Raw genomic sequence first — 23,823 nt, 5'->3', positions numbered from 1 at the left:
GTCGTCCTCCTCGGTCCCGGCACCATTGCCAGGCGGCTCTCTGCCATCGTGTAATCCGTGACGCGGGTCTCACTACCCCCGAACGGGGGTGTGTGCCGCGGCGAAGGGACGAGCACGTGGCAGCAGAGGTGTCGCAGCCGGGGCGGGAGCCGGCCTCGCAGCCGGTGTCGCAGCCGGGGCGAGCGCCGGTGTCACCGCCGGTGTCGCAGTCGATGTCGCGGCCGGGCTCACAGCCGGTGGAGATCCGCGGTGCGCCGGCGCGGCTGCGGTGTGCGACCGGCCCGCCGGTCGCCTTCGGCGGTCTGGGGGAGCCCGGCAGGCGGCGGATGCGCGTCAGCGAACCGGACCGCGCCGCCACGTCCGCCCCGCGCGCGCTCGTGGTGACCGCGGGCACCGGCCTCGGCGGCGAGGTGCCGGCCCTGGCCCGCCCCTGCGCGGTGCCGGACCACTCCTCCTCCCGGCAGATCAGCCATGAGCACGGAACCGTCGTCGCGGCGGAGGGGCTGTGTCCGGTGCCGGCGGTCCCGGCTGTGCCGGTCGTCGTACGGCGCCGGGTGCGGGCGGTGCTGTACGGCGCCCTGCGCGGCACCCGGCCGTTCGGGGACCGTGTCCTCGGCGCGGCGGTGGACGCCGCGCGGGACGTGGAGCAGGCGCTGCTGGTCGGGGACGAGGCGCGCCGCATGCCGCCGGCGGCGCGCACTCGGCCCCGGCCCCCCGCCGGCACCGCCGCCCGGGAACAGGGACGGAAGGCCCACACGGCACTGCGGGCGCCGGCCCCGCGGATCACCGACCCCTCGGTGCGCGCGGCGCCGCCGGCCGGCTGCGGGCCGCTGACCGCGCCGGGTGGGCCCGCGGCGCGCGAGGTGCGCCCGGCGCGCCGCGAGCGGGACGAGCCGGCCTGTGTGGCCGCCGGGGCGATCGACGCGGTGGCCCCCGCGGCCGGGCGGGACCGCCGAGACGGTCAAGGCTTGTCTCTGACCGGCCGTGCGGAAGCTTGGGACGCGTACCCGTGGGGAGGCTGTCGTCGCGGCACGTCGGGCAGGCCGGCCGCCGTAGGCCGGGTCGAATCCGTCGGTGGGTTATCCATGCTCGGGCGCTTTGAATTTGTCCATGCGGTCACGTTGTTATTTCCCTCACCATCTCGTCCATCCGAATTCCAAAGACCGTTGCCTAATATTGGCCAGGACACGACACGCGGAGGGAGCGGTGACCGTGCGACGGGACTTCAAGGAGCCTGCCAGATGCCGCCCCGAGCTGCTGATCGGCAGGGAGGAGCTGTCCACGGCGGCGCGTGAGCAGCTCGTACGCGGCGGCAGCGTCCTGCTCCACGGCCCGGCCGGAATAGGAAAGTCGACCGTGCTGCGGACTTTGGCGGCGGAATACTCCGGCGCGGCCCGCACCGTCCTGCGCTGCTCGGCGACCGAGTCCGAATCCCACCTCCCCTTCCTGGCCCTCGCCGACCTCCTCGGCCTGGTCGTCGACCGCGTGTCCGGGCGGCTGCCCGCCGCCCAGCGCACCGCCCTGGAGTCGGCGCTCACCGGCCGGGGCGAGTCGACGCTCCAGCGGGACGGGCTGGCGTTGCGTCTGGCGGTCCTGTCCACCCTGCGCGCGCTCGCGACGGAGGGGCCCGTGCTGGTCGTCGCGGACGACCTCCAGTGGCTGGATCCGGCCAGCGCGGAGCTGCTCGGCTTCGCCGCCCGCCGCCTCGGCGACACCCCGGTCCAGCTGCTGTGCGCGGTACGGACCGAGGGACAGGAGTACGACCGTCATCTACGCGCGTTGCCCCCGGACAGCGTCGCCGTCCGGCTCAACCCGCTCTCCCGCGTCCAGGTGGCCGAGCTTTTGGACCACCGCGGCTACACCGGCCTGCCCCGCTCGACCGTGCGGGACATCCACCGCACCAGCGGCGGGAATCCGCTCTTCGCGCTGGAACTGGGCCGGGCGCTGGCCGAGAACCCGACCCCGCCCCGGCCGGGCGAGCCGCTGCACGTGCCCACCTCGCTGCGGGCCCTGGTGCTCAGCCGGCTGGAGATGCTGTCGGACGAGGCCCGCCGCACCCTCCTGGTGGCCAGCGCCGGCGCGCGTCCCACGGTGGCGCTGCTGCACGCGGCCGGCCGGGACAACGCGGAGGCGGAGACCGCCCAGGCGGCGGCCCTCGGGCTGCTGGCGACGGAGCCGGAGGGGCCCGCCCTGCGGTTCGCGCATCCGCTGATCTCGGCCGCCCTGTACGCGGAGGCGCCCGCGCAGGAGCGGCGGGCCGTGCACGCCGCGCTGTCCACCGCTGCCTCCGATCCGATCGAGCGGGCCCGGCACCTGGCGCTGGCGACCACCGGCACCGACCCGGAGGTGGCGGCCCGGCTCGGCGAGGCCGCCACTCAGGCCCGGGACCGGGGCGCCCCCTCGGTGGCCGCCTCCCTCGGGCTGCTCGCGGCCCGGCACACCCCGGCCGAGACCGTGCCGGGACCGGACGAACGGCGTCTACAGGCCGCCGAGGACGCGATCACCGCCGGCGAGGCGGACCTCGCGCGGGACATCGCCCGTGAGGTGCTGACCCGGGCGACCGTGCCCGCCGACCGGGTGCGGGCCTGGATGGTGGTCATCGAGGCGGCCGGTCAGGCCCTCGGTGACGTCGACGCCGTGTTCCCGCAGGCGCTCGCCGACGCGGGCGACGACCCCGGCCTGCTCGCCCTGGTCCACTACCAGCTGGCCTGGCGCGGCCTGGTCGTGCAGGGCGACTTCGCGCAGGGCCGGGAGGAGGCGGCACACGCGGCACAGCTGGCCGCCCGGGCCGGTGACCGGCGCAGCGAGCTCCTGGCGCTCGCCTTCCAGGCCCAGGCCGAGACGCTGATGGGCCACCCGGACGCGCCCGCGACCATCAAACGGGCGCTGCGGGAACCGCAGGACCCGCAGGTCGCCTGCCATCACAACGGGCCGGGCCTGGTCCGCTTCCGCTGGCTGCTCATGAGCGACCAGCTGGCCGAGGCCCGCACCACCGTCACCGCGCTGCTGCGCGAGGTGCGGCGGCGCGGCATGGTCGAGAGCGAGGTGCACTTCCTGCGGCTGCTCGCCGAGACCGAACTGCGTTCCGGGCACTGCGGACGGGCCCTGGACCTGGCCCGGGAGAGCCTGCGGCTGGCCCGCGACTCCGGCATCGGCGAGGTGGCCTCCGCGCTGCTCACCTCGTTCGCGGAGGCGGCCGGCGGGGACGTGGACCGGGCGCTGGCCCTGGCCCGGGAGGCCGCGGAGCACGCCGAGGTGGACGGCGACCAGATGTACGTATCGCGCGCCCTGGCCGCCCTCGGCCACGCCCAGCTGGTGGCCGGGGACGCGCCCGGAACGGTCCGGTCGCTGCGCCGGGTGCGGGACCTGGAGCTGGGGCTCGGCATCACCGATCCGGCCCGGGGCCGCTGGCACGGCGACCTGGCCGAGGCCCTCGTGCACACCGGTGAGCTCGCCGAGGCGCGGGACCTCATCAGGGTGACCCGCGAGCACGCGTTGCGGCTGGGCCGCGAGGGCGTGCTCGCCGTACTGGACCGGGCGGAGGCGCAGGTGCGCGCGGCGCGCGGTGAACACGAGGCGGCACTCGCGCAGTTGACGTCGGCTCAGGACCGGCTCGCGAAGCTGGGCTACGGCCTGGAGGAGGCGCGGGCGGCGTTCGCGCTGGCCGCGCTGCGCACGCGCCGGCCCGGACCGGCGTCGTACGACGAGGCGGCGCGGCTGTTCCGGCGCTGCCGGGCGCTGCCCTGGCTGCGGCAGGTGGAGGCCGCCGCGGTGCCGGCGCCGGCTGAGCCGGTCGTGGCCCCCTCCCCCGCGCTGGACGCGCTGGACGGGCTGGCCGCGATGGAGCGTCAGGTCGCCGCGCTGGTCATGGAGGGCGCGACCAACCGGGAGATCGCCGGGCGGCTGTTCATCAGCGTCAAGACGGTGGAGGCGACCCTGACCCGGGTCTACCGCAAGCTGGGGATCCGATCGCGGGTCGACATCGTCAGACTGGCGGCGGGCCGTCGTCCGACGTAGTCCCGCGCAGGTGACGTGAGTCCCGCGGATGTGACGTGAGTCCCGTCGGTTTCCGGGGTGTTGCTTCCCGTCGCACCGGGTTTGCCCGGGGCCGACCGAGGGTTTTCCCTGCCCAACTCCCTTAGGGGGTTCCCTCATTGGGGAGGCAACGGCCGGGTCCTAGCGTAAGGGACGTGCCGCTCGCCCGGTGACATGAGGGTCGGTCCCGCGACCCTCGTACACCCCCCACCCGGGCGACCCCCCACCGGCGATTTCCCCTTGAGGAGTGTCATGTTCGGGCTCAACCGCGCCAAGAAGACCGCCGCCGTCGTGGCGGCCACCGCCGCTGCCGCCGCCACCGCCCTGCTCGGCGCCCCCGCCGCCGTCGCCGCCCCGCAGCCCATCGTCGGCGGTACGACGACCACGACGACCGCGTACCCGTTCATGATGCAGATCACGGACGCCTCGCAGAACCAGTTCTGCGGCGGCACCCTGGTGTCACCCACCAAGGTCGTCACCGCGGCCCACTGCATGGTCGGCGAGACCACCAGCGGCGTCCGTGTGGTCGGCGGCCGCACCTACCTGAACGGTACGAACGGCACGGTCGCCAGAGTCAGCAAGATCTGGATCCACCCGAGCTACACCGACGCCACCAACGGCGACGACGTGGCCGTGCTGACGCTGTCGACGTCGATGCCGTACACCACGGCCTCCTACGTCTCCTCCTCCCAGACGAGCGTGTACGCGGCCGGCACCACCGCCCGTATCGTCGGCTGGGGCACCACCTCGGCCGGCGGCAGCTCCTCCAACCAGCTGCGCACCGCGACCGTCCCGACGGTGTCCAACACCAGCTGTGCGAGTTCCTACGGCTCCGACTTCATCGCGAGCGAGATGGTCTGCGCCGGATACACCTCCGGCGGCGTCGACACCTGCCAGGGCGACAGCGGTGGTCCCCTGCTCATCGGGGGCGTCCTGGCGGGGATCACCTCCTGGGGTGAGGGCTGCGCGGCGGCCGGGTACCCGGGTGTCTACACCCGGCTGACCACCTTCTCCAGCCTGGTGACCACGCAGGTCAACTCGTAGCCCCACCAGTCCTCCTGAGCACTCCTCAGGTGAAAGACCAGGGGGCGTTGCGGGCCTCCACGAGCGGCCCGCAACGCCCCCTGTCCATGCGTTCCGCCGTGCCCGGCGGTGAGCTCCCGCGCGCAAGGGCTTACCGTGTCCCTCTCCGATCACACAGAACGTTCATCGCACGGAACGTTCATGGCACTGACCGTGGGGGGTCTCATGACGTACGGGTATCCAGGTCCGGGGGGCGAACAGCAACCGCCACCGCCTCCGCCACCGCCGTCGCAGCCGCAGTGGCCGCAGCCGGGGCCGGTGTGGCAGCAGCCGGGGCCGGGCTGGGGCGGGCCGCCGCAGCCGCCGCACAAGAGCAGAACGGGGCTGATCGTGGGGCTGACGATCGGTGGCGCGGTCCTCGTCCTTCTCGTGCTCGGCGTGATCGGCGTCATGGCGGTCAGCGACGACTCCTCGAAGGACAGCGATTCGGTCGCGCGGTCGCCCGCCGCGGAGCGGAGCGGTGTCCCGACGAGCGGTGCCCCGACGGACGACGCTCCGGGGGCGCCCGCCGCCGAGGAGTCCGCGGCGGAGGAACCGGCCGAGGAGTCGGGGGCCGAGGGCGATGTGAAGATCACCGGGTGCGCGGTGGACTCGCTGACGACCTGGGCGTCGGCGGAATTGACGATCACCAACCGGACGGCGAAGAAGGCCGACTACATCGTGAACGTCGAGTTCGTCGACGCCTCGGGCAAGCGCCTCGGCGAGGCCCTGGCGGCGGTGAACGGCCTGGCACCCGGCCAGGAGGCGAACGAGACGGCCCAGGGGCTGGACACCATCACGGGCAGGATGTCGTGCAAGGTGACCGACGTGACGCGGTACGTGTCGTAACCGCAGGCCGTAGGGGTCGCACGGGTTCGGGCGCGGGAGGGGGCGCGCGGGCCAGGGCGCGGCGGGGGCCGATGGCAGGTGGCGGTTACCGGAGGACCGGGCCGAAGCGGATGTCGTACGACGACTCCGGGTGCATCACGGTCAGCATCCGCTCCCCCTCCTCGGTCACCTCACGCCGCTGGTCGCCGGTGAGCCGGCCGAACGGTTCGATGACGAGGGTGGTGTCCTCCAGTTTCCACACGCCCGCCAGGAAGCCGTCGACGAGGAGCGTGCGGTAGGCCTGGTTGCCCTGCCAGGCGCGGCCCCAGTGCTCCGGCGGGACGACGCGGGTGCGGTCGGCGTGGGAGAGGAGCAGGTTGTCGAACTCGGGCAGGAAGCGGGGCGGGGCCGGGGTGTCCGGGTCGGGGCGGGGCGCGTCGGGGAGGTCGAAGAGCTCGACGCCCTGTTCGTCGCGGAAGGTGACCAGACCCGGGCGGAGGCGTTCGAAGGCGTCCCGCAGGCGGGTCAGGCCGGCCCAGGTCTGCATGTCCTTGACGGAGGCCGGGCCGAACGCGGCGAGGTAGCGCAGCACGGTGGCGTCGGGGGCGGGTGCGGGCCGTGCGGGGCGGCCCAGCCAGTGCTCGGCGGTGGTCAGGGCGACCTGGCCGCTTCGGCCCCACAGCCCGCGCGGGGTCACCTGGACCAGCGGCAGCTTGCAGCGGGCGGCGATCGCGAGGGCCTGCGGGTCGGCGTCCGGCCACTCGCCCAAGAGCGCCTCCCGCAACTGCTTCATGGTGCGCGGCTCGGTCTCGACGAGGTCCCGGGCCAGGGCGGCGAGCCGGTCGAGGTCGACGCCCTGAAGTCCCTGGCGGAAGATGGTGAGTTCGCGGTCCCGCGCGGGCTGCACCAGCGGCCGCAGGGTGAGGCAGTCCTCGGCCGTGTGGGTGTGGATGGTCGAGCGCATGGTGACGATGCGGACGACTTCGCGGTCGGCCATCAGTGCGGACAGCTCACCCGGGGCGAAGTCGTCCAGGCGGGCGGCCAGGGCGTAGTACGGGGGCTTCACGTTCTGTGCCTGGAGACCGAGCAGATGCTCGACGGCGGCCTTGGCGGACAGCGGGGCGCGACGCAGGAGCAGTTGCCGGTCGAGGGTGGCGCGGTTGAGGGCGCGGGGGCCGAGCACGGGTGCCGTGGCGGCCGGACGCTGGGTGCTCCGCTTCGTCGTCTTCGTCGTCTTCGTCATGCTGAGCACGGTAGCGACGGTTGCGGACAGGGGCGGTCCGCAACTCGCGTCGGCATGAAAGGGCACAGCCCTCGGCGACAGGGTGGCCGTTCCGGGTGGCCTCAGGTCGCGTCGGCCTGCTGGATGCTGTCGCCGCGGTTGCTGATCCCGATGTACGTGCCGATCCGCCGGAAGTCGTTGATCACACCGAACATGCTCTTGTTCGACGGCAGAAGGGCCCGGAGAGAGGTGTCGTCCGCGAACTGGGCCTGGAGCATCTCCTTGTAGGCGTTGTAGACCTTGGCGGTGTTGCCGGGTTCCCTGGCCGCGTTCATCCGGTAGTCGTTGGTGATCGCGATGGAGGCGAGGTCCATCAGGTAGCAGTCGACCAGGTCCGTGACGTCCCCGGGCCTCGCCCCTTCCTCCCCGGTCCGCGCGTCCCGAGCGAGCACCTTGGCCATGTCCACAACGATGTCGCGGTAGATCCGGTGCCGTGTGCTGCTGGGGAAGGCGGCCATGATGTGATCCGCCTGGCCCGCGCCCTCGGTGCTCATGGTGCGCGGGGTCTTCAGGTCGGACAGCCCCGGAACCGGCAGCGGGATGTCACGGAACATCTCCTCCTCGTCCGGGATCCCCCCGTTCCGGGAGGCGAGCGGGTGCAGCCCGATCTCGTGGGCGAGCATCCCCATGATGTGGCCGATGCCGTACTTCTCGAAGTAGTAGCTCGCCAGCTCGATGTCGACCCCCGCCTCGCCCCGGTCCGTCACGTTGGCCGGAGTCTCCGTCGTCCGCAGGCGCAGGGTGATACGGCACGGACGGCCGCCGATGTAGTCCCGGATGGTGTCGTGCTTCCGCAGCAACTCGATGATCCGGACCGCCTTGTCGCGGTACTTCTCCTCCGTGTGCTTCACGTTGGTGAACTCGAAGGTGCCCGACTTGAAGGGGATGAACGTCGGCTCGGGGGCGGGGGGCGCGGCGTTCGGATCCGGGTCACCCGGCACGCGGGGCGCGACTTCGGCGGTCGCGGTGGTGGCGTTGTCGGTGGTCTCGGTAGTGCTGTCGGTGGTGTCGGCCGGCTGGGGCAGGGAGACCGGGTCCACCCACACCGCTTGACGCGGGATCCCGGTAGCAGCCTTCCGCGCCGTGTCCCAGTCCCGCTCGGCGTCCTCCTGAGACTGCCCCGAAGTCCCCGGAGCCACGTCACCGATCAGCACACCCAACAGGTCCATGTGCCGGCCACGAAGACCCGCGGCGGCGAGCGAAGCGTCATCAGGGCTGACCTTCGGATCACCCAGCAGACTGCCGGCGACGTGCGGGCGGTGCGCGGAATCCGCGTCCCGGTACTCATCACGCAGACCCAGCTGATGCGTCAGTTCATGCACCAGCTGCACCGGATCGGCATCCGCCCACCAAGTGCCCTGATCCATCACCCGGTCCCGGCCCGCGACCTCCACCGCCAGATGCGGAGCCTCAGCGGAACCGACATGCTCGACCGTCACATGAAGCCGGTCACCATTGGGCAGACGGTACGCCGGATCATTCAGGAACTCCCGCACACCCGCCTCAAGTTGATCACGCACACGCGCAACCTCCCCCTCCGGGCCCCGCAGCGCGAGCCGCACCGTCAGATCGGTGACCTGCTCACCCCCGAACCAGAACCGACGCGCGTCAAAACCCGAACGCACCACGAAACGAGGCCGACCGTCGCGCGGGCCCTTCAGGACGGGCCGGGTGACCTGTGCCTCCGGTGGGCCGGGCCGCGTCCCGGAAGGGGTCCGCGGCAGCCGGGGCGCCACCGTTCCCGGGTCCGGCGCCGGGGAGCCGACGGAGGCGTCCGGGTCCAGCTCTTCGTCACCGGACTCGTACTCGGAGGAGGACGTGGCGGGGTACTGCGGGTTGTCGCTCTCGGTCCTGTCGCCCTGGAGCACGCCGTTGTGGTCCAGGTACGCGCCGATGCTCTCCGCGTTGTCGCGGATGTGGTTCAGCAGCCCCGGCCGTCGCGCCATCCACTGCGGCATGCGCCATCCGGGGAAGAACATGCCGTGGGTACCGGACGCCTGCACCCGGTGGCCGAGCCTGCTCCCGATGTGTTCGTTGACCGCCTGGTAGGCGAGATCACAGGAGGCGCAGGCCATCTTGAACCCGCCCAGGCGGAGCACCTGGGGGTCGTCCGGGGTGCCGGGATGGTTCTCCCAGTGGTCGACCCAGTGTCCGAGGAGGGTGAGCTCCCCGTGCTCGGAGCCGTGCGATCCGGCCCCCGGGGTCCCGTCCTGGCCGCTGACGTTGAGGATCCTCGGGTTGGCCAACGCCTGCCTGATCAGGTCGAGTTCGGGGGATTCCGGGTGGTAGAGCCGGTACCAGCCGGTGGCCAGGGCCCGCAGCTTGGTGCGGTCCCGGGTCTCCCGCGCGATCCCGGGCCGCCGGCGTGCCAGCCACTGCTCGTCCCGTAGCCACCGCTGCTGTTCGTCCGCCAGACGCCACTGGTCCTGCCCGGCTGTCTCCTCGTCGCCGAGCAGGACGTTCCACTGCTGCTCGAGCTGGTCGTTCCAGGAATTCGACTCGTACCGCTCCTCCAGCTGAGCCCGCAGCCGCGCCTGCTCCTCCCTCCGCCGGTCGAGGTCCCGCTGTCGCTCCGCCAGGTCCGCCGACCGCTGCCGGTGCTGCTCCTCCTCCCGGCTCCACTGCTCCAGCTTCCGCTGCCCCGGCCCTTCTTCCGGATCCTGACCGGTGACGAACCACCTCAGCTCCTCCTCCACCAGGGCGGCCTCGTCGCTGGTGAGCGCCTTCGCGCCGGTGTTGCCCGCGATGCCGAGGGAACCGTCCGGCAGCAGTCCGACTGCGATGTGCGGAGTGACCTGCGCGTTCGCCCAGCGGTCCTCCTTCCGGAGGGCTTCCTTCACTAGTCGGGCCACCCGGTCCAGCATCCGCAGGGTCACCTCGCGGTCCCGTTCCGAGGTGCCGGTGGGACGCGTCTGCGTGAACGGACCGCCGCTGCCGAGACCCAGGGCCTCACGCAGTTCCTCGTACTCCTCCGGCTGGAGCCGGCCTTCCTGCTCCGCCTGGTCAAGGGCCTCGGGCACACCGATGCCGACCTGCTCGGTGAAGGCGCCGTCGAACGCCACGTCCGGGAATCCGCCGAGGAGTTCGTTGCGCCGGCGCAGCACGTCGAGGAGCGCGTCCACCCGCAGTTCCGACTCGCCGAACAGGTCGGCGAACTCGGCGGCGAACTCGTTCTCCGGGCCGGTTCGTACGGCCGCTTCCTCGGGCGCCGGGCGGGAGTCGGGGCCGACGTCGGAGCCGGAGTCGAGGTCCATCTCGACGTCGGAGTCCGTGTCCGTGCCCCCGTCCGCGTCCATGTCCATGGCCATCGCGGCTCCGGCTCCGGCTCCGGCTCCGACTCCGGACAGGGTGCTCAGCTCGTACGCCTCCTCCTCGTCCGCGAGGCCCGGGGCGTCGCTGCCCGTCGGGGACCCGGGAGACGGGGGCGACGGAACGGCGGACGGGCCCTGGAGGTCCTGGAGCGGCACGGGCGGGACCGGCGGGACCGGCGGATCGACCTGGACATGGACGTCGACGTCGACGAGAGGCTCGACCTGTCCCTCCGAGGAGTCCTTCGGCTCGGTGCCCTTGGGAGCCGGGGTCGCCTGCTCCGGTCCCTGCTTCTCCGGTCCCTGCTTCTCCGGTCCCTGCTTCTCCTGCTCCGGCCCCTTCTTCCCCGTGATGTCCGCCTTCGGCGTCTTCGGCGCGGGTGCCGGGGTGCGGAGCGTCAGCGGGACGAAGTCGCCGCCGCGGCGGCGGAGCCGGAGGTGCGGGGTGCCTTCGGCGGCGGGACCCGGATAGGTGTGGGCGGTGCCGTTCTCCTCGATCAGGGTGACGGTGGTGCCGGTGGCACCGGCCGCCCACTCGGCCATCGCGCGGTCGGCCTCGGGGCCCCAGGGGGCCTCGGTGAGATGGCGGCGCAGATGGCCCTCACGGGCGTCCGTACTCGGCGCGGGTACGCCGGGGCGGCGGGTCATGGGCGGGGGCCGGAAGAGGGAGTCGCGCTCGGCCGGGTCGCCGGGGAGGCCGTTGAGGCGCATCAGCTGGGCGGGCGACGCTCCCGCGCGGGCGCGCAGCCGCGCCGCCTCGCGGCGGTCCAGGCCGGGGTGCTGGGCGGCCTGGCGCAGGACCGCGGACAGCGCGTCGAAGAAGCCGTTGCCCCGGCCGGCGGGAGTGCCCTGGGTGTAGGTGGCACCGTCGGGTGCGGTGAGGACGCCGTTCCGGTCGAGGCGGTAGCGGGGGGCGGTGCTGTCGGCCGGCGGCATCCAGGGCGGGGTCGGGTGGCTGCGGTGCGCGGGCGGCTTCGCGGACTGCTGCCCGGCCGCGGGGCGTGAGGGGTCCGCCTGGGACGTACCCGGGGCCGACGTATCCCTGCCAGAGGCACCCGTTCCAGAGGCACCCGTTCCAGAGGCACCTGTTCCAGAAGCATCCGTTCCAGAAGCATCCGTTCCCGACGTACCCGTTCCGGACGTACCCGCCCCCGAGGTACCGGCGGCCGCGGCCGCGGCCGTCGGGGCCGGCAGCGGGGTGGCGACCGGGGGCGGGGTGCCGGGCGGGAGGGCTGCGTGGAAGAAGCCCCCCGCGGCGAAGAGAACCGGGTCGGTGGCCGGGCGGACGGCGGACGGGTCGGTGCCGTGCGGGAGGAAGAGCTGCTCGCGGCCCTCGGCGGTGACCACGGTGAGCGGCGTGCCCAGGACGCGGGCGGCCAGCGCGGGCAGCAGGTCGGCGCCGCCGTGGTCGCCCGCGCGGCGCTCGGGCGGGGCGGGTTCGCCGTCCCCGTCCCCCATGTCCCCCATGTCGCCCGTAGCCCCCGTAGCACCCGCGTCGCCCGTGCCGTCCTGGCGCGGCTCGCTCGCGAACGGGCGGGACAGGGCCACGGTGGCCAGGGCCACCCGTTGGTCCGCGGTCGGCCAGAGAGTCTGCGGAAGGCGGCCGAAGGCGTCGAACTCGGCCTGCTGAGCGGGGGTCAACCGGATTCCGGCGGCACGGAGTTCCTCCGGCGTGAAGGTGTCGGCGGCGTCCAGGGCGAGGGCGTCGAGCAGGTCCTCGTTGCCGTCCTCGCCCAGCGCCCAGGCAAGACGGTCGCGGGCGGCGCCGATGGCCTCGGCGGTGACCGACGGGTCGCCTGGGTCGGCCGCGAACCGGGCGCCGAGGTCGCCGCCGAGCAGCTGGGGCAGCCGGCCCCGGTCCTGGGCGGCGGCCAGCAGCGCGTGGAAGAACGAGGCGCCGTCGTGCGGCACGTCGTGCACCTCGCGCACGGTGGCGCCGTCCGGCGAGGTGACGGTGCGCGGGGTGGCGTCGCTGGCGTCGGTGACCGTGTACGGCTCGGGCGCCTCGGAGCGCCATTCCGGCGGGGCGTACTCCTGCGGCAGGTCCGCCACCGGCACCGAGGCCGACCCCAGGTGGTGGGCGGTGAGGCGGGTGGCGGCGAGGTGCAGCCGGTGGTGGTCCCGGGCTGCGGCGTCGGTGTGCCGTTCCCACCGGTGGACCTCCTCGCGGGCGGCCTGCCAGGCGACGACGGCCGGGGACCAGACGATGTCCGGCGGCAGATCGGTGGGCGGGCCGGAGTTGTCGGCGCCCAGCGCGTCCTGCTCCTCCGTGGTCAGGTCCAGCCAGGTCTCGCGGGCCCGCGCCCGGGCGTCGTAGTAGCGCTTCTCGGCCTCGGTGAGGTCGCCCTGGGCCTTGGCCATGTCGTCCCAGGCGGTGCGGACCTCGTCGGGGAAGGTGGTGTCGTCGAGGAGGCCGTAGTCGCGGGCGATGTCCTCGCGCAGCCAGACCAGGGCGGTGGTCTGGGCTTCGGCGGCGCGCGGGCCGCGCTTCGCCTTGCCGAGCGCGTGCAACGGGCGGCTGTCGGTGATCCGGTGGTCCACCTCGGCCACCGACAGCCAGCTCACCGGCAGCGCGAAGAGCATGCTGCGGTCGGTCACGACCTTCAGGTGGGTGCCGAGGGTGGTGTCCACGGCACCCTTGAGGGCGGTGCCGTCGTTCGCGCCGCCGATCGGCACCGTGGCGCCCGGGTTGGTCACGCCCGCGTTGCTGTTGCCGGCCAGCGGGGCGGTGCCCACCGCGCCCTCGATGTTGTCGGCGATGCCGGCCTCCACCGCGTCGGAGGTCTTCCGGCGCTGCATGGCCTCCATACGCGGCTTGTTCTCCACGGTGAGCAGCCGGGCGCCGCCGCGGTGCATCCGCGCGTAGAGACGGGAGTCGGCGGTGTGGGACTGGCCGAGGAGACGGGCGGAGGACTGGGTGGGCAGCGGCGAGCCGTTCGCGCTGAGCGCCTCGCGGAAGCCGGCGGTCAGCCCGCCCTGGGCGGTGGCCTCCTGCTGGGCCTGGGCGGGGGCGGTGCCGAGGCCGGTGAGCGGGGTGAGGCGTGCCATGCGGACGCGTTCGGTGAGGCTCGTGCCGGTGTGCCGGCTGCCGAGGTCGCTGTCGCCGAGGCCGTCCGCGCGGGCGGTGGCGAGGGTGAGGGCGTCCTGCACGTTGGCCGCGCCGCGGATGTCCACGGCGAGGATGCCGGAGCCGATCCGGTCGTCGAAGGGGAGGACGTCAGAGTCGGCGCCGTCGGAACTGCCGGTGCTCCCGGTGCCGGTGGCCGCGGTGCGCCAGGCGGCGATGCCCTCGGGGGTGGCCTGCTCGGCGGTCAGCATCGTCACCGCGCGCTCGGGTTCCGGCACGTCCTGCTCGGTGAGCGCGCCGTCCGCGCCGTCGCCGGCCGGGGTGAGCAGGCTGACCGGGAGGATTTCGTTGAGGCTGCCGACCGGGGCGAAGGCGCGGGGGGCGAGGGGGGCACCGGTCGCGTCCGTCATCGAGACGGTCAGTACGTAGCTGGTGACGATCTCCGCGTGCGCCTGGGTGGTGGCGATGTTCGGCATCGCGGTGCTGCCGGTGGTCTCGGTGCGGACGCTCGACCGCTGCTTGGCCGCGGTGCCCTGGAGCGAGGGGTTGGCGACGAAGATGCCGCTGCTCGCGGCGCGCTGGCCGGCGCTGAGCGTCACGTCCGCGCCACGGTCCTGGGAGGTGCTGTCCGCGTCGTCGCGGGCGATGGTGCGGTAGTCCTCCAGCTCGAAGCCGGTGCGCAGCCTCTCCACGGTGGTGGTGACCGGGGTCAGCTTGAAGTGGAGCAGGCCGGGGCTGCCGCCGACCGGCAGGTGGTGCGGGCTGGTCCAGGAGCGGTGGCGGACGGGCAGGGTCATCCCGTCGGTGGTCAGTTCGTGCAGATGGGCGCGGAGGAAGTCCGGGGAGAGCCGCTGGAGGACCTGCTCCCGGTCGTGCGAGGGCACCCCGATCTTCTCCAGCCGCCCCATCAGCTGCCGCGCCGCCTGGCTCGCGTCGAGCTGGCCGCTGGGGTGGGTGGGGAACCGGCGGCGGCGCAGGAAGGCGGGCACCCGGTAGCCGCCGCCGAGGTTGTGCGGGGTGTCGGTGCCCAGGCCGTCCGGGGCGAGTCCGGCCTCGATGACGTCCTGCATCGGCAGGTGGAACATCACCGCGTCGCGGATGCCCTGGAGCGCGGCGGCGGCCCGGCGCGGGGCGAGACCACGGGCCAGGCGCCCGGAGATCCGGCCGGCCGCGGCACTGATCCGGTCGCCGGCGCGGGTGCCCACCGTGCCCATCGCGGCCGTCCAGCGGTCCCGCACCGCGACGGTCTCGGCGGCGTCGGCGACCACCAGGTACATCCGCCCGGCGAAGGTGAGGGTGGTGTTGCGTCCCCGGGTGAGGGTCTGCGAGACACTGCGGCCCTTGCCCCAGGCGTACTGGAGGGCGGTCGTGTAGCTACCGGTCACCGCCTGTTCGCCCGGGGCCTGTTGCAGCGGCATGTAGGAGCCCTGTAGGCCGAGGGTGGTGTGGGAGACCGCGTTCGCGCTGCCGACGACGCGGTGCTCGTTGCCGATCGTGGCCTCGAAGCTGGCCGGTTTCGGGGCGCTCGTGACCCGTACGCGGTGCAGTTCACCGCGGACGGCGGCTTTCAGATAGTGGGTCTGGAGCGGTCCGGCGCCGTGGAGTCCGGTGACGCGGGAGCCGAACGGACCCAGGTACTGGCCGAGTTGACCGGCCACGCTGAGGTTCGCCATCGCCCGGCGCAGCGCGGTGCGCACCGGGGCGCCGGGCGCGCTGACGTGCCAGGACGTGCCCGAGGCGCGGTCGGCGGTGTCCTGGACGAGCCGCTGGCGCTGCCGGCCGCCCTCGGTGCTGAGCACCGCGTGCGGGGCGCTCAGCAGCTTCCGGACGAGCCGCCGGTCGGCGGAGTCCGCCTCCGGCCGCGGGCGGGTGCCGTCGAGGAGCTGGTCCGCCTCGACGGAGGACAGCCGCCGCGGTACGGGGGCGGGTGCGGGCTCGGAGGCCGGCTGACCGGGCGGCGGGTCGGCGGGGGCGTGACGGTCGGAGCCGTGCGCGGCGGGCACGGCCAGCTCCACCCGGCCCACGGTCTCGCTGCCCCGGGTGAACAGGGGCCGTTCCTCGACCTTGCTGACGAAGACGCCGGCGCCGAGCAGGCCGACCGAGACGAGCCGCGCCCAGCCGCGCGGGCGGCGGTGGCCCTCGAACGTGGCGCCCAGCTCCACCTGGTAGCTGTACAGGTCGGCGCCGTTCTGGTACGTCAGGTGGTCGTGGGCGACCGCGACCGTGTTCCGGGTGGCCTTCTGGTCGGTCTTGGCGTAACGGGCGCCGAGGGACACGTTGCCGGTCCGGCGCGGCAGTCCGGCTTCGAGCACCTTGTCGTGGTCGCGCGGCGAGATGCCCAGCTCCACACCGCCGGAGAGGCTGCTGGACGCCTGCTGGCCCTGGCCCGACACCTCGGTACCGATCACCGCGTTGCGCAGCGAGCGCTCGCTCATGCTGGTCTCGAACCGCCGGTCGGTCAGGCGCGCCCTGAGGATCAGGGTGTGGTGCCCCCGGCGCACCTTGCCGTCCTCGGTGAGGGTGACCGGCACCCCGGTGGTGGTCAGGTCGTCCAGACTCTGCGCCAGGCTGGGCCGGTTCAGCGCCTCGCGCACCTGACGGTCGTTGTGCAGCGCGGTCCGCATCCGCCCGTCGCCGTACCAGAGCTTGGCCAGCCGCGGGTGCCGCAGCATGAGAGGCGGGACGAAGAGCGACGGGTACGAGCGGTGCAGGGTGTCGAGGACGGCGTCCGCGAAGACCCGCAGGGGGTCCTGGGGCGCGGGTTGCTGGGTTCGGGTGTGCTGAGTCTGAGACTGCTGGGGCTGAGACTGCTGGGGCTGGGGCTGGGTCTGCCCTTGGGTCTGCCCTTGCCCCTGGTTCGGCGTGGGGTTGGGGCGGAAGCCCTCGGCGCGGACCTGGCCGCTCAGGTGGACCGGGTCCTCCCGGGTGAGGTACCACGGCACCGGCGGCTCGACGTCCGGGTCGGGGCCCGCCTGGCCGGGCGTGCGGCTGTCCCAGCCCGCGAGGCGGCGCGCGTCCTGGGTGGAGATCCAGTCCAGACTGACCACCCGGACCGGGCGGGCGGCCGACGGCGGTTCGCCGGGCTTGCGCACCATCAGGGTGCGCTCCACCCGGTAGAGCGCGACCGGGTGGTTGCGGACGCGGCCGGTGGTCTTCCGGGCCGCGTCGGTGCCGAGGTAGTGCCCACGCCCGGTGGTGAGGTCCGCGCGGACCAGCGGGCCGCCCTGGAGGCGTACGTCGGTCTCCGGGCCGATGAGGGTGTGGTTCGGCCCGGCGGTGACCTGGACGCCCAGCCGGGTGTCCCGGACGTGGCCGCGCTCGTTCTGATAGGTGGTCTGGGTGAGGTCGCGCAGCTCCGCCTTGACCGACTCGGTGACCAGGGTGGCGCGGTGCGGCACCGACCGCTCCACGATCAGGTGTCCCAGCGGGTGGTGTCCGCTGCCCCGGGTCAGCTCGGGCCCGGTGACCGGCCCGGAGAAACGGCCGAACAGCGCGAGCAGCCGCCCCGGCCGGACGTACGAGACGAGGGTGCGGTGCGCCGAACTGCCGGGACGTGCTCCGGAGAGGGCGAGCGCCACGTCCTCCGGCGGGTCCGTGAGGTGCAGCCCGGTGGTGTCGGTGATGCGTGGCTCGATCCCGTCCGGGAAGGTGAGCGTCCTCGGTGCCCGGCGGGGTCCCGTGAAGGGCACGGTGAGGTCGTCCGGCAGCCGCCAGCTCAGCCCGTCGCGCATCGCGAACTCCGCGACGTGCACCTGGCTTCGCTGCCAAAGCGGCCCGGGAGCAGGCGCGTTGGGCCGGACGTTCGGGGTGGTGCCCTGGCTGGACGGGGTGGCCGGGCCGGTGGTCTTCGGCGCCTCGGTGACGCGGTCCACCCGTACCCGGTAGTGGACGTCGTCCAGGTGCAGGTGCGAGCCCTCGTGGGCGCGCCACTCGGTCTGGTGGTACGCCTGAGTGCCCTGGGCGTAGTCGGTCCTGCGGGTCCAGCCCAGTGAAACGCCGATCTTCAGCAGCCAGTTGAGCGGCGGGCCCATGCTCACTCCGCCGGCGATCCGGCGCCCGAAGCCGACGCTGCGCCCGCCGGCCGTACCGGCCTGGCCCCGTCGCATGGTGTCCAGCCGGACGGTGCCGCCGTCCACGTCGGCGAAGCGCTCCCAGCGGTGGTACGGGATGGCCTCGACCGTCATCTCGTGGCCGACCCCGGACTTCTCCCGGCCCACGAAGCGCGCGCCGCGCGGGGCGGTGAAGGCGCCGGGCTGGTCGGTCAGCAGGCGCAGCAGCTCCGCCTCGTCGAACTGGGCGCGCAGGTTCTTCGGCAGCTTGCCCAGGATCTCCTCGGCCACCTGCTCGGGCGAGCGCAGGGTGGTGACGCCGGGGCCGGTGAAGAGCCCGGTCGGGGTGGTCCGCGTGGCCCCGTCCGGCCGGGCGCCCGGGGTGCCGTCGCCCGGGTCCGCGTCGGGGCTGATCAGGACAGTGGGCAGCCGGCTGCCGTCCTCGAAGGTGACGGTGCGCGGCGCCGGGCCCGGCGGCCGTGCGTCCGGGCCGGTCAGCAGGCGTGCCGGGCGGTGCCGTTCGAGCTGGGTCTCCAGCGGTACCGGGTCGCCCCGGTCGGGGGTCTCGGCGTCGGGACGGTCGAGGTCGCTGATCCCGCCCATGCTGCGCAGCCACTCGCCGAACGGACCGGAGCCGTCCGGGTCCGGGGTGGTGACCGGGTCCTGGGTGATCACCGGGTCTTCTGTGACCACCGGATCCTGCGTGACGACCGGGTCCGGTACGGGGACCAGCGGGGCCGACGCCGGTACCAGGGCGTCGTAGTGGTCGACGCCGTTGTAGGCGAGGTGCAGGGTGCCGCCCTGGCCGCCCGGATGGAGGGTGTTGACGAAGGTGGCCCCCGGCGAGCGCGGGTCGGGCTGGACGAGCCGCAGATCGAGGTCGAGCGTGTGCGCCAGTGCCTCGGGGAGCTGGTCGGCGAAGGGAGAGGCCCACAGCTCGGGGAGTTCGGCCGCCGAGGCGACGAGCTCCCGGACGCCGAGCCGCCACGCGTCGGCGGGGGTGGGCGCCACGTCGGCGAGATGCGGGTAGTCGCTCTCCCGGAGGATGCGCCGCCACTCGCCGGCGTCGCCGTCGGTGACGACATCCCGCGCGATCCGGTTCCAGAGCCGGGTGATCCGGCGCTGCTCGGCCGGGTCCCGCACCCCTGCGACGGCGCGCATCCGCAGGTCGTCCACCACGGCGAACACCGGGTCCGGGATCGCCACGGACACCGCGTCGCCCAGGTCGGAGCCGGTGATCCGGTCGCGCAGCAGGCGGCGCAGCCCGGCGACGTTCCGTGCGGCCCACGCGGGCGGTACGGGCCGGCTGCGCGCGCTGTCGAGGATCGAGCGGAAGAGGCAGTTGCCGCCGCCGGGGGTGTCCAGCCGCCGGAAGGCCAGGCCGTCCGCGTGCACGGTGTCCGCTGTGCCGGGCGTGGCCTTGCTGAGCAGGGTCATGTCCTCGGCGAGGCTCTCCGGGCGGCTCGACGCGGGCGCCAGATCGGGCCTGCGGCGGGCGAGTTCGGCGGTGTCCTCGGGGCTCAGGCCCAGCTCGGACAGCGGCAGCGGGGTGTCGGAGAGCGACCAGGTGATCTGCGCGGAGGGCGCGTAGGTGAGACCGCGCACGTCCTCCGGCGAGACCGGGGTGGTCGGCGGGAGCGCGGGCGGCGGCGGGGGCAGCAGGGCGTCGAGTGTGGTGTCGGGCCCGGCGGTGGAGCGCAGTCCGGCCGCGGCGCGCAGGAAGGCGGTGTACCGCTCGGGGGTGGGATCGGCCGCCGGGGCGGGGCCGGTCGCCGGATCGGGTGTGGTGGCGCCCGTCGCAGCTCGCCAGTCGGTGACCATGCGGCGCAGCAGGTCCGGGGTCATCCGGCCGTCGCCGTAACGGGCCGCGGTGTCGGGGCTGAGCCAGCGCAGGCCGTCCACGAAGGCGAGGCCGGCCAGCAACTCCCGGTTCTCCGGCCGCTGTTCGGCGTCCGGACCGAGCGCGTCACGCAGGGTGCGGATCTGCTGGAGGGTACGGGCCCGGGCGAAGGCGTCGGCCGGTTCCGGGCCCGCGTGCAGCCCGGCGTCACGCGCCAGCCCGTCCAGGTCGGCACCGGCGGGCTCCGGGGTGAAGAGCCGCCAGCGGCCCGGCCCGTCCGTCCCTTCGGCCAGCACGGCGCGGACGTTGCCGTCCCGGTCCCGGGCGGTGCCGACCTCGGTGGTCGGCGCGTACACCGGCCGTCCGGTCCGGTTCGCCACGTGCTGCGCCACCGGCAGGCCCGCCACCTCCGGCTGCCGCCCGGTCTCGCAGGAGAAGAGGACCAGCGGCCGGTCCTGATCGCCGTCGTCGGCCCAGGACTTGAGCACCTCGCCGTACTGCGCGCCGCTCATCGTCACGGTGGGGCGCGCCACGTCGTCGGTGCCGAGCGTGACGGTACGGGCGGTGCCGTGTGCCGCGTTGTACTCGGCGCCCCGCTCGCTGCCGGACCCGGGGAGCGGGGCCGGCGGGCCGGTGAAGACGGTACGGGTGGCGGGCGCCGGCGCCGTGGCGGTCCCCGGGCCCGGGGACGCGGAGGTGGTGCGTACGCCGCGGAAGGTGTCCTGGCCCAGCAGCGCGCGCCGGCCCGCGCTGTGCGCCGTGGCGTCCTCGGCCGGGCTCTGGGAGATGGTCAACTTCTGCACCGCGTGCCCCGGTCGGGCCTTCACGGCCGCGTCCGACACCCAGCGCCGCAGCTGCGCGACGGGCACCGTGTGGCCGTCCAGGGTGGTGACGACCGGCCCGCCCCCGGGCCGTGCGGGGCCGCTTCCCCCGTCGGCGGTGCGGTGGCCGTCCGCGGACCGCACGATGATCCGCCCCGGCGGCGGTGGCGGCGCGGAGGATGTCGCCGGGGTGCTGTCCGGCGTGGTGCGCGCAGGCGGGGGCGGGGGCGGAGTGCCGTCGTTGCCTGGCCCGCGTCCGCCGCCGAGGCCCGGGACGTGCCCGCCGGTTCCGTTGCCGTCAGCGACTCCGTTGCCGTTCCCGCCGGCGGCTCCGTTGCCGTTGCCCGACTCCAGGTACAGGTCGGTGGCCGTCTCCGTCCACGGGCGGGACAGGGTGGCGAGCTTGGCCGCGGCGGGAGTGGTGGCCTCCGTGAGGTTCAGGCCGACACCGTTGCCGCTCAGGGAAGTCGACAGGTCCGTGAACGCCTTCGGGCGCGTGGCCGACGCGGTGACCGGATCGCTGTCGGTGGTCGCGGAACTCTGGGTCGCGGGGCGGGGCGCAGGGGCTGCCGTGGCGGGAGCCGGGCCGAGGGCGTCGGCCAGTGGCAGCAGCACGTCCGCGCCGGGGAAGGCGCTGTCGCCGGTGGCCGGGATGCCCTCCGCCGACACACCGGACGAGGGATCGGCGAGCGGGCGGACCCGGACGGGGGCGCCCGGCCCGTCGCGGGTCAGCTCGACGGCGGCGCGTACGGGGCGCCCCGTCCCGTCCGACGCGACCGGCGGCCCGAGCACCACGGCCCGGTCGGTCCCGGCCCCGTCCAGCAGTTCGGCCGCCTCCGGCGCCCCCTCGCCCGGCGGCGGCATCTCCGAGACCACGATCGTCAGCGGCGGCGCCTGGCCGGGCGCGGTGTTCCCGGCCGGAGCGGGACCTGCCTTCACATCGCCGGCCCTCACCTCGCCGGCCTTCACCTCGCTCCCACCGCTGATGCCGTCCACGCCGTCGATGCCGTCGGCCTCCCGTACGGCTCCGGTGGCGGTGTCGACGTACGAGCCGGTGGTACCGATCTTCGGCGGGGCGGTGGCGATGTCGTCGGCCGGGACGGGGGCGCTGTGTCCCGAGTCCGACGTTCCGCTGTCGGCAGGTGCGTCGGAGACGTCCGGGGAGGCGTTCGTCACCGGGGACGGCTGCGAGGGCTGCGGGGAGCCGTCCGTCGTGATCCCTGGGCCGTCCACCGGGGACGTGCCGTCCGGGGTACGGGTGCCCTGGGACGGCGTACCGGAGGGAGCCGGGGTGCCTCCGGCGGCGGGGACACCACCCGGCCGGCCACCGCTGCCGCTGCCCGCGCCCGGCGTGGCCGAGGCGTTGGGCGTACCGGCTGTGGGTGTACCGGAGCTGGGCGTACTGGAGTCGGACGTACCGGAGGTGGACGTACCGGAGGTGCTCGGTGTCTGGGAGCCGACCGCACCGCCGACACCCTGATCCGGCACCGTACCCGCACGCTCGTCCTGCCCGACCACCTCGTCCGGAGAGTTCTGGACCTCGTTCTCCCGCGAGCCGACGACGGCGCTCTCCGGGGAGTCCACGGCCTCGTGCTGCGAAGAAGAAGGCAGGGAACCGGCCACAGGGTCGGCCGGGTTCGCGGAGCCGTCGCCGGGAACCCCCGGGCCGGTGCTGAGCGAGAGCGGGATGTCGACCGTGACCGGCGTGCCGAAGCCGTCCAGGGCGCGGCGGACCGTGTCGGTGTCGACCTGGGCGGCCGGGCCGTTCCCGGCGGGCACCACCCGCACCTCGGGCAGCTGCGACAGCTTGCTGTGCAGGCTGTCGCGGACGCCGATCTCATCGTCGGCGGGCGGCTGGGCGCCGCGCAGGGCGGCGAGGTCGCGCAGCGCCTGCTCGCGGGCCTCGGCCGGTCCGTTGTGGACCTGCTGCCACAGCGCGTTCTCGGCGGCGGTCACCGGCAGCGGGCCCGGTGAGTACGGCGGTGGGTCCTCCACGACGTAGGCCGGGGGCATCTCGCCGCCACCGGCGTAGGCCGGGGGCGACTCGCTGCCGGTGTAGGGCGCGGGTGACTGGCCGCCGGTGACATCACCCTGTCCGGTGATCTGCCGGGAGACGGGCGGCGTCGAGGCGGGCGCGGGGCCGTCACCGCCCGTGGTGTCCGTACCCGGGGAGCCGTCGGTGCGGGCGGGGCCGTCGCCGTCACGGGAGCCCGAGGAGCCGGCGGGGTCCCGCGTGCCGGAGTCGCCGTCCCCGGCGGAGACGGTGGGCGGCTGGTCGCGCAGCTTGTCGATGGCGTGGCGCAGTTCGGCGCCGGTGTTCACGGCGACGTCGGTGAGGGTGGACTCGACCTGGCTGCTGACGCCCGCGCCGACGAAGGTGGACCAGCTGGTGGACCAGTCGCCGTCGAAGGCGCCCTTGATCAGGATCTCCGCGAGCGCCTCGCCGGAGCCGGCGGCGAGGAAGTCGGTGGTCCCCTTGAGCCCGTAGTGCCCGGCCAGCGCGCCCGGCCGGTCGGCGTTGTACCGCAGCAGCTGGTTGTTCCGCCACAGGTCGGGGTTGTTCCGGAAGGACAGCGGGGTGTCGCGGAAGGTGAGCGGGGTGTTGTTCCCGGGGTTGGGGCCGTTCCCGTAAAGACCGGGGTCCGGGCGGTCGTTCGGGAGGGTGTCGCCGTCCGGGTTCGGGGCGGGGTTCGGCTTCGGGTTCGGGGTGTTGTTGCCGACGTCGGGGCTCGGAGTGGGCCGCGGGTTGGGGTGAGGCTTGAAGTCGAGGTCCGGGCCGTCCTTGAGGAAGTTGTTGTCGTAGCTCTTGACGATGCCCCTCGCGAGATCGTCGAAGACGCCGGTGAGGAAGCCCGCCGCGGCGCCGAACGCGGCGGACTTAAGGATGTCGTTCCAGTCGAAGCCGTCCGGGCGGCGGCCGTCCGGGGCGAAGTTCATCATCGCCAGCCGCACCGCGAAGGTGGTGAACGCCTCGGCGAACGCCTCGCTCAGCGCGGGCGCCAGGTTCAGCCGCTGGAGCAGGTGGCTGAGCATGGTGAGGATCATGAACCGGCTGCGCAGCTTGGCCATCATGATCTGGCTGGCCGAGGCACCGCCGGTGAAGAAGGACATCGCGAGGTAGATGGCGATCTCGATGAGCAGCCGGATGACCTCGGCGATGACCTGCCACTTGGACTCCATGATGTCCATGGAGGTCTTGCGCCGGCCCTCGGCGATCTTGTCGAGCTGCTCGGCGAACTCGCGCAGGTAGTTCTTGCCGCCGTCGTCGATGAGCATGCCCATCGCCTCGGCGTACGACTTGGCCAGGTCGTCCGGCATGGACTCGGCGATGTCGTGGATCGACTTGTCGATCAGCGAGGAGAGCCTGTCCAGCTTGCGGCCCAGGCCGGAGTAGGGCTTGCGGCTGTCGTAGGCGAGGTCCTCGTCGGCGTCGATCAGCTTTTCCCCGGTGAGGATGAAGATCATCGCGTTGATCTCGGGCGATGCCATGATGCTCATCGGGGGCCGTCCTCGATGTCACGCGGGCAGGAC

The 23,823-nt window shown here is 74.0% G+C and carries 5 protein-coding genes and 1 pseudogene; 4 read left to right on the top strand and 2 right to left on the bottom strand.

Annotated elements, in window-relative coordinates; genetic code table 11:
• Window positions 1–212: 212 nt before the first annotated feature.
• The 4 genes and pseudogenes from QQS16_RS31705 (at window position 213) to QQS16_RS31690 (ending at window position 5,946) form a co-directional block, all read left to right on the top strand.
• A pseudogene (locus tag QQS16_RS31705) lies at window positions 213–1,056 on the top strand (helix-turn-helix transcriptional regulator).
• 150 nt (window positions 1,057–1,206) lie between these two features.
• Complete coding sequence (locus tag QQS16_RS31700) at window positions 1,207–4,017, top strand: helix-turn-helix transcriptional regulator (RefSeq protein ID WP_286065482.1); 2,811 nt, start codon at window positions 1,207–1,209, stop codon at window positions 4,015–4,017.
• Between the two features lie 270 nt (window positions 4,018–4,287).
• Window positions 4,288–5,079 (top strand): S1 family peptidase, encoded by a 792-nt coding sequence (locus QQS16_RS31695; protein WP_286065481.1) that lies wholly within the window; start codon window positions 4,288–4,290, stop codon window positions 5,077–5,079.
• 180 nt (window positions 5,080–5,259) lie between these two features.
• Window positions 5,260–5,946 carry an FxLYD domain-containing protein gene (locus QQS16_RS31690; RefSeq protein ID WP_286065480.1) on the top strand — a complete coding sequence of 229 codons (687 nt, stop codon included), beginning with the start codon at window positions 5,260–5,262 and terminating at the stop codon, window positions 5,944–5,946.
• A gap of 85 nt (window positions 5,947–6,031) precedes the next feature.
• Here the strand turns inward: QQS16_RS31690 and QQS16_RS31685 are convergent, their stop codons facing one another.
• Window positions 6,032–7,168, bottom strand: coding sequence for a winged helix DNA-binding domain-containing protein (locus QQS16_RS31685; protein WP_286065479.1), 1,137 nt, complete (start codon window positions 7,166–7,168; stop codon window positions 6,032–6,034).
• 101 nt (window positions 7,169–7,269) lie between these two features.
• The gene (locus QQS16_RS31680) at window positions 7,270–23,790 is read right to left on the bottom strand and encodes a WXG100-like domain-containing protein (protein ID WP_286065478.1); all 16,521 of its coding nucleotides are present in this window, start codon (window positions 23,788–23,790) and stop codon (window positions 7,270–7,272) included.
• Window positions 23,791–23,823 lie beyond the last annotated feature (33 nt).

This window comes from Streptomyces sp. ALI-76-A (assembly GCF_030287445.1).
Lineage (GTDB): Bacteria > Actinomycetota > Actinomycetes > Streptomycetales > Streptomycetaceae > Streptomyces.
Note: the sequence above shows the minus strand (reverse complement) of the source record. Positions and strands in the feature narration are given on the sequence as shown.

Excerpts from the sequence above, each read along its gene's own strand:
- QQS16_RS31695 (WP_286065481.1), top strand. The coding sequence starts at position 4,288 with ATGTTCGGGCTCAACCGCGCCAAGAAGACCGCCGCCGTCGTGGCGGCC.
- QQS16_RS31690 (WP_286065480.1), top strand. The coding sequence starts at position 5,260 with ATGGCACTGACCGTGGGGGGTCTCATGACGTACGGGTATCCAGGTCCG.
- QQS16_RS31680 (WP_286065478.1), bottom strand. The coding sequence starts at position 23,790 with ATGAGCATCATGGCATCGCCCGAGATCAACGCGATGATCTTCATCCTC.
- QQS16_RS31685 (WP_286065479.1), bottom strand. The coding sequence starts at position 7,168 with ATGACGAAGACGACGAAGACGACGAAGCGGAGCACCCAGCGTCCGGCC.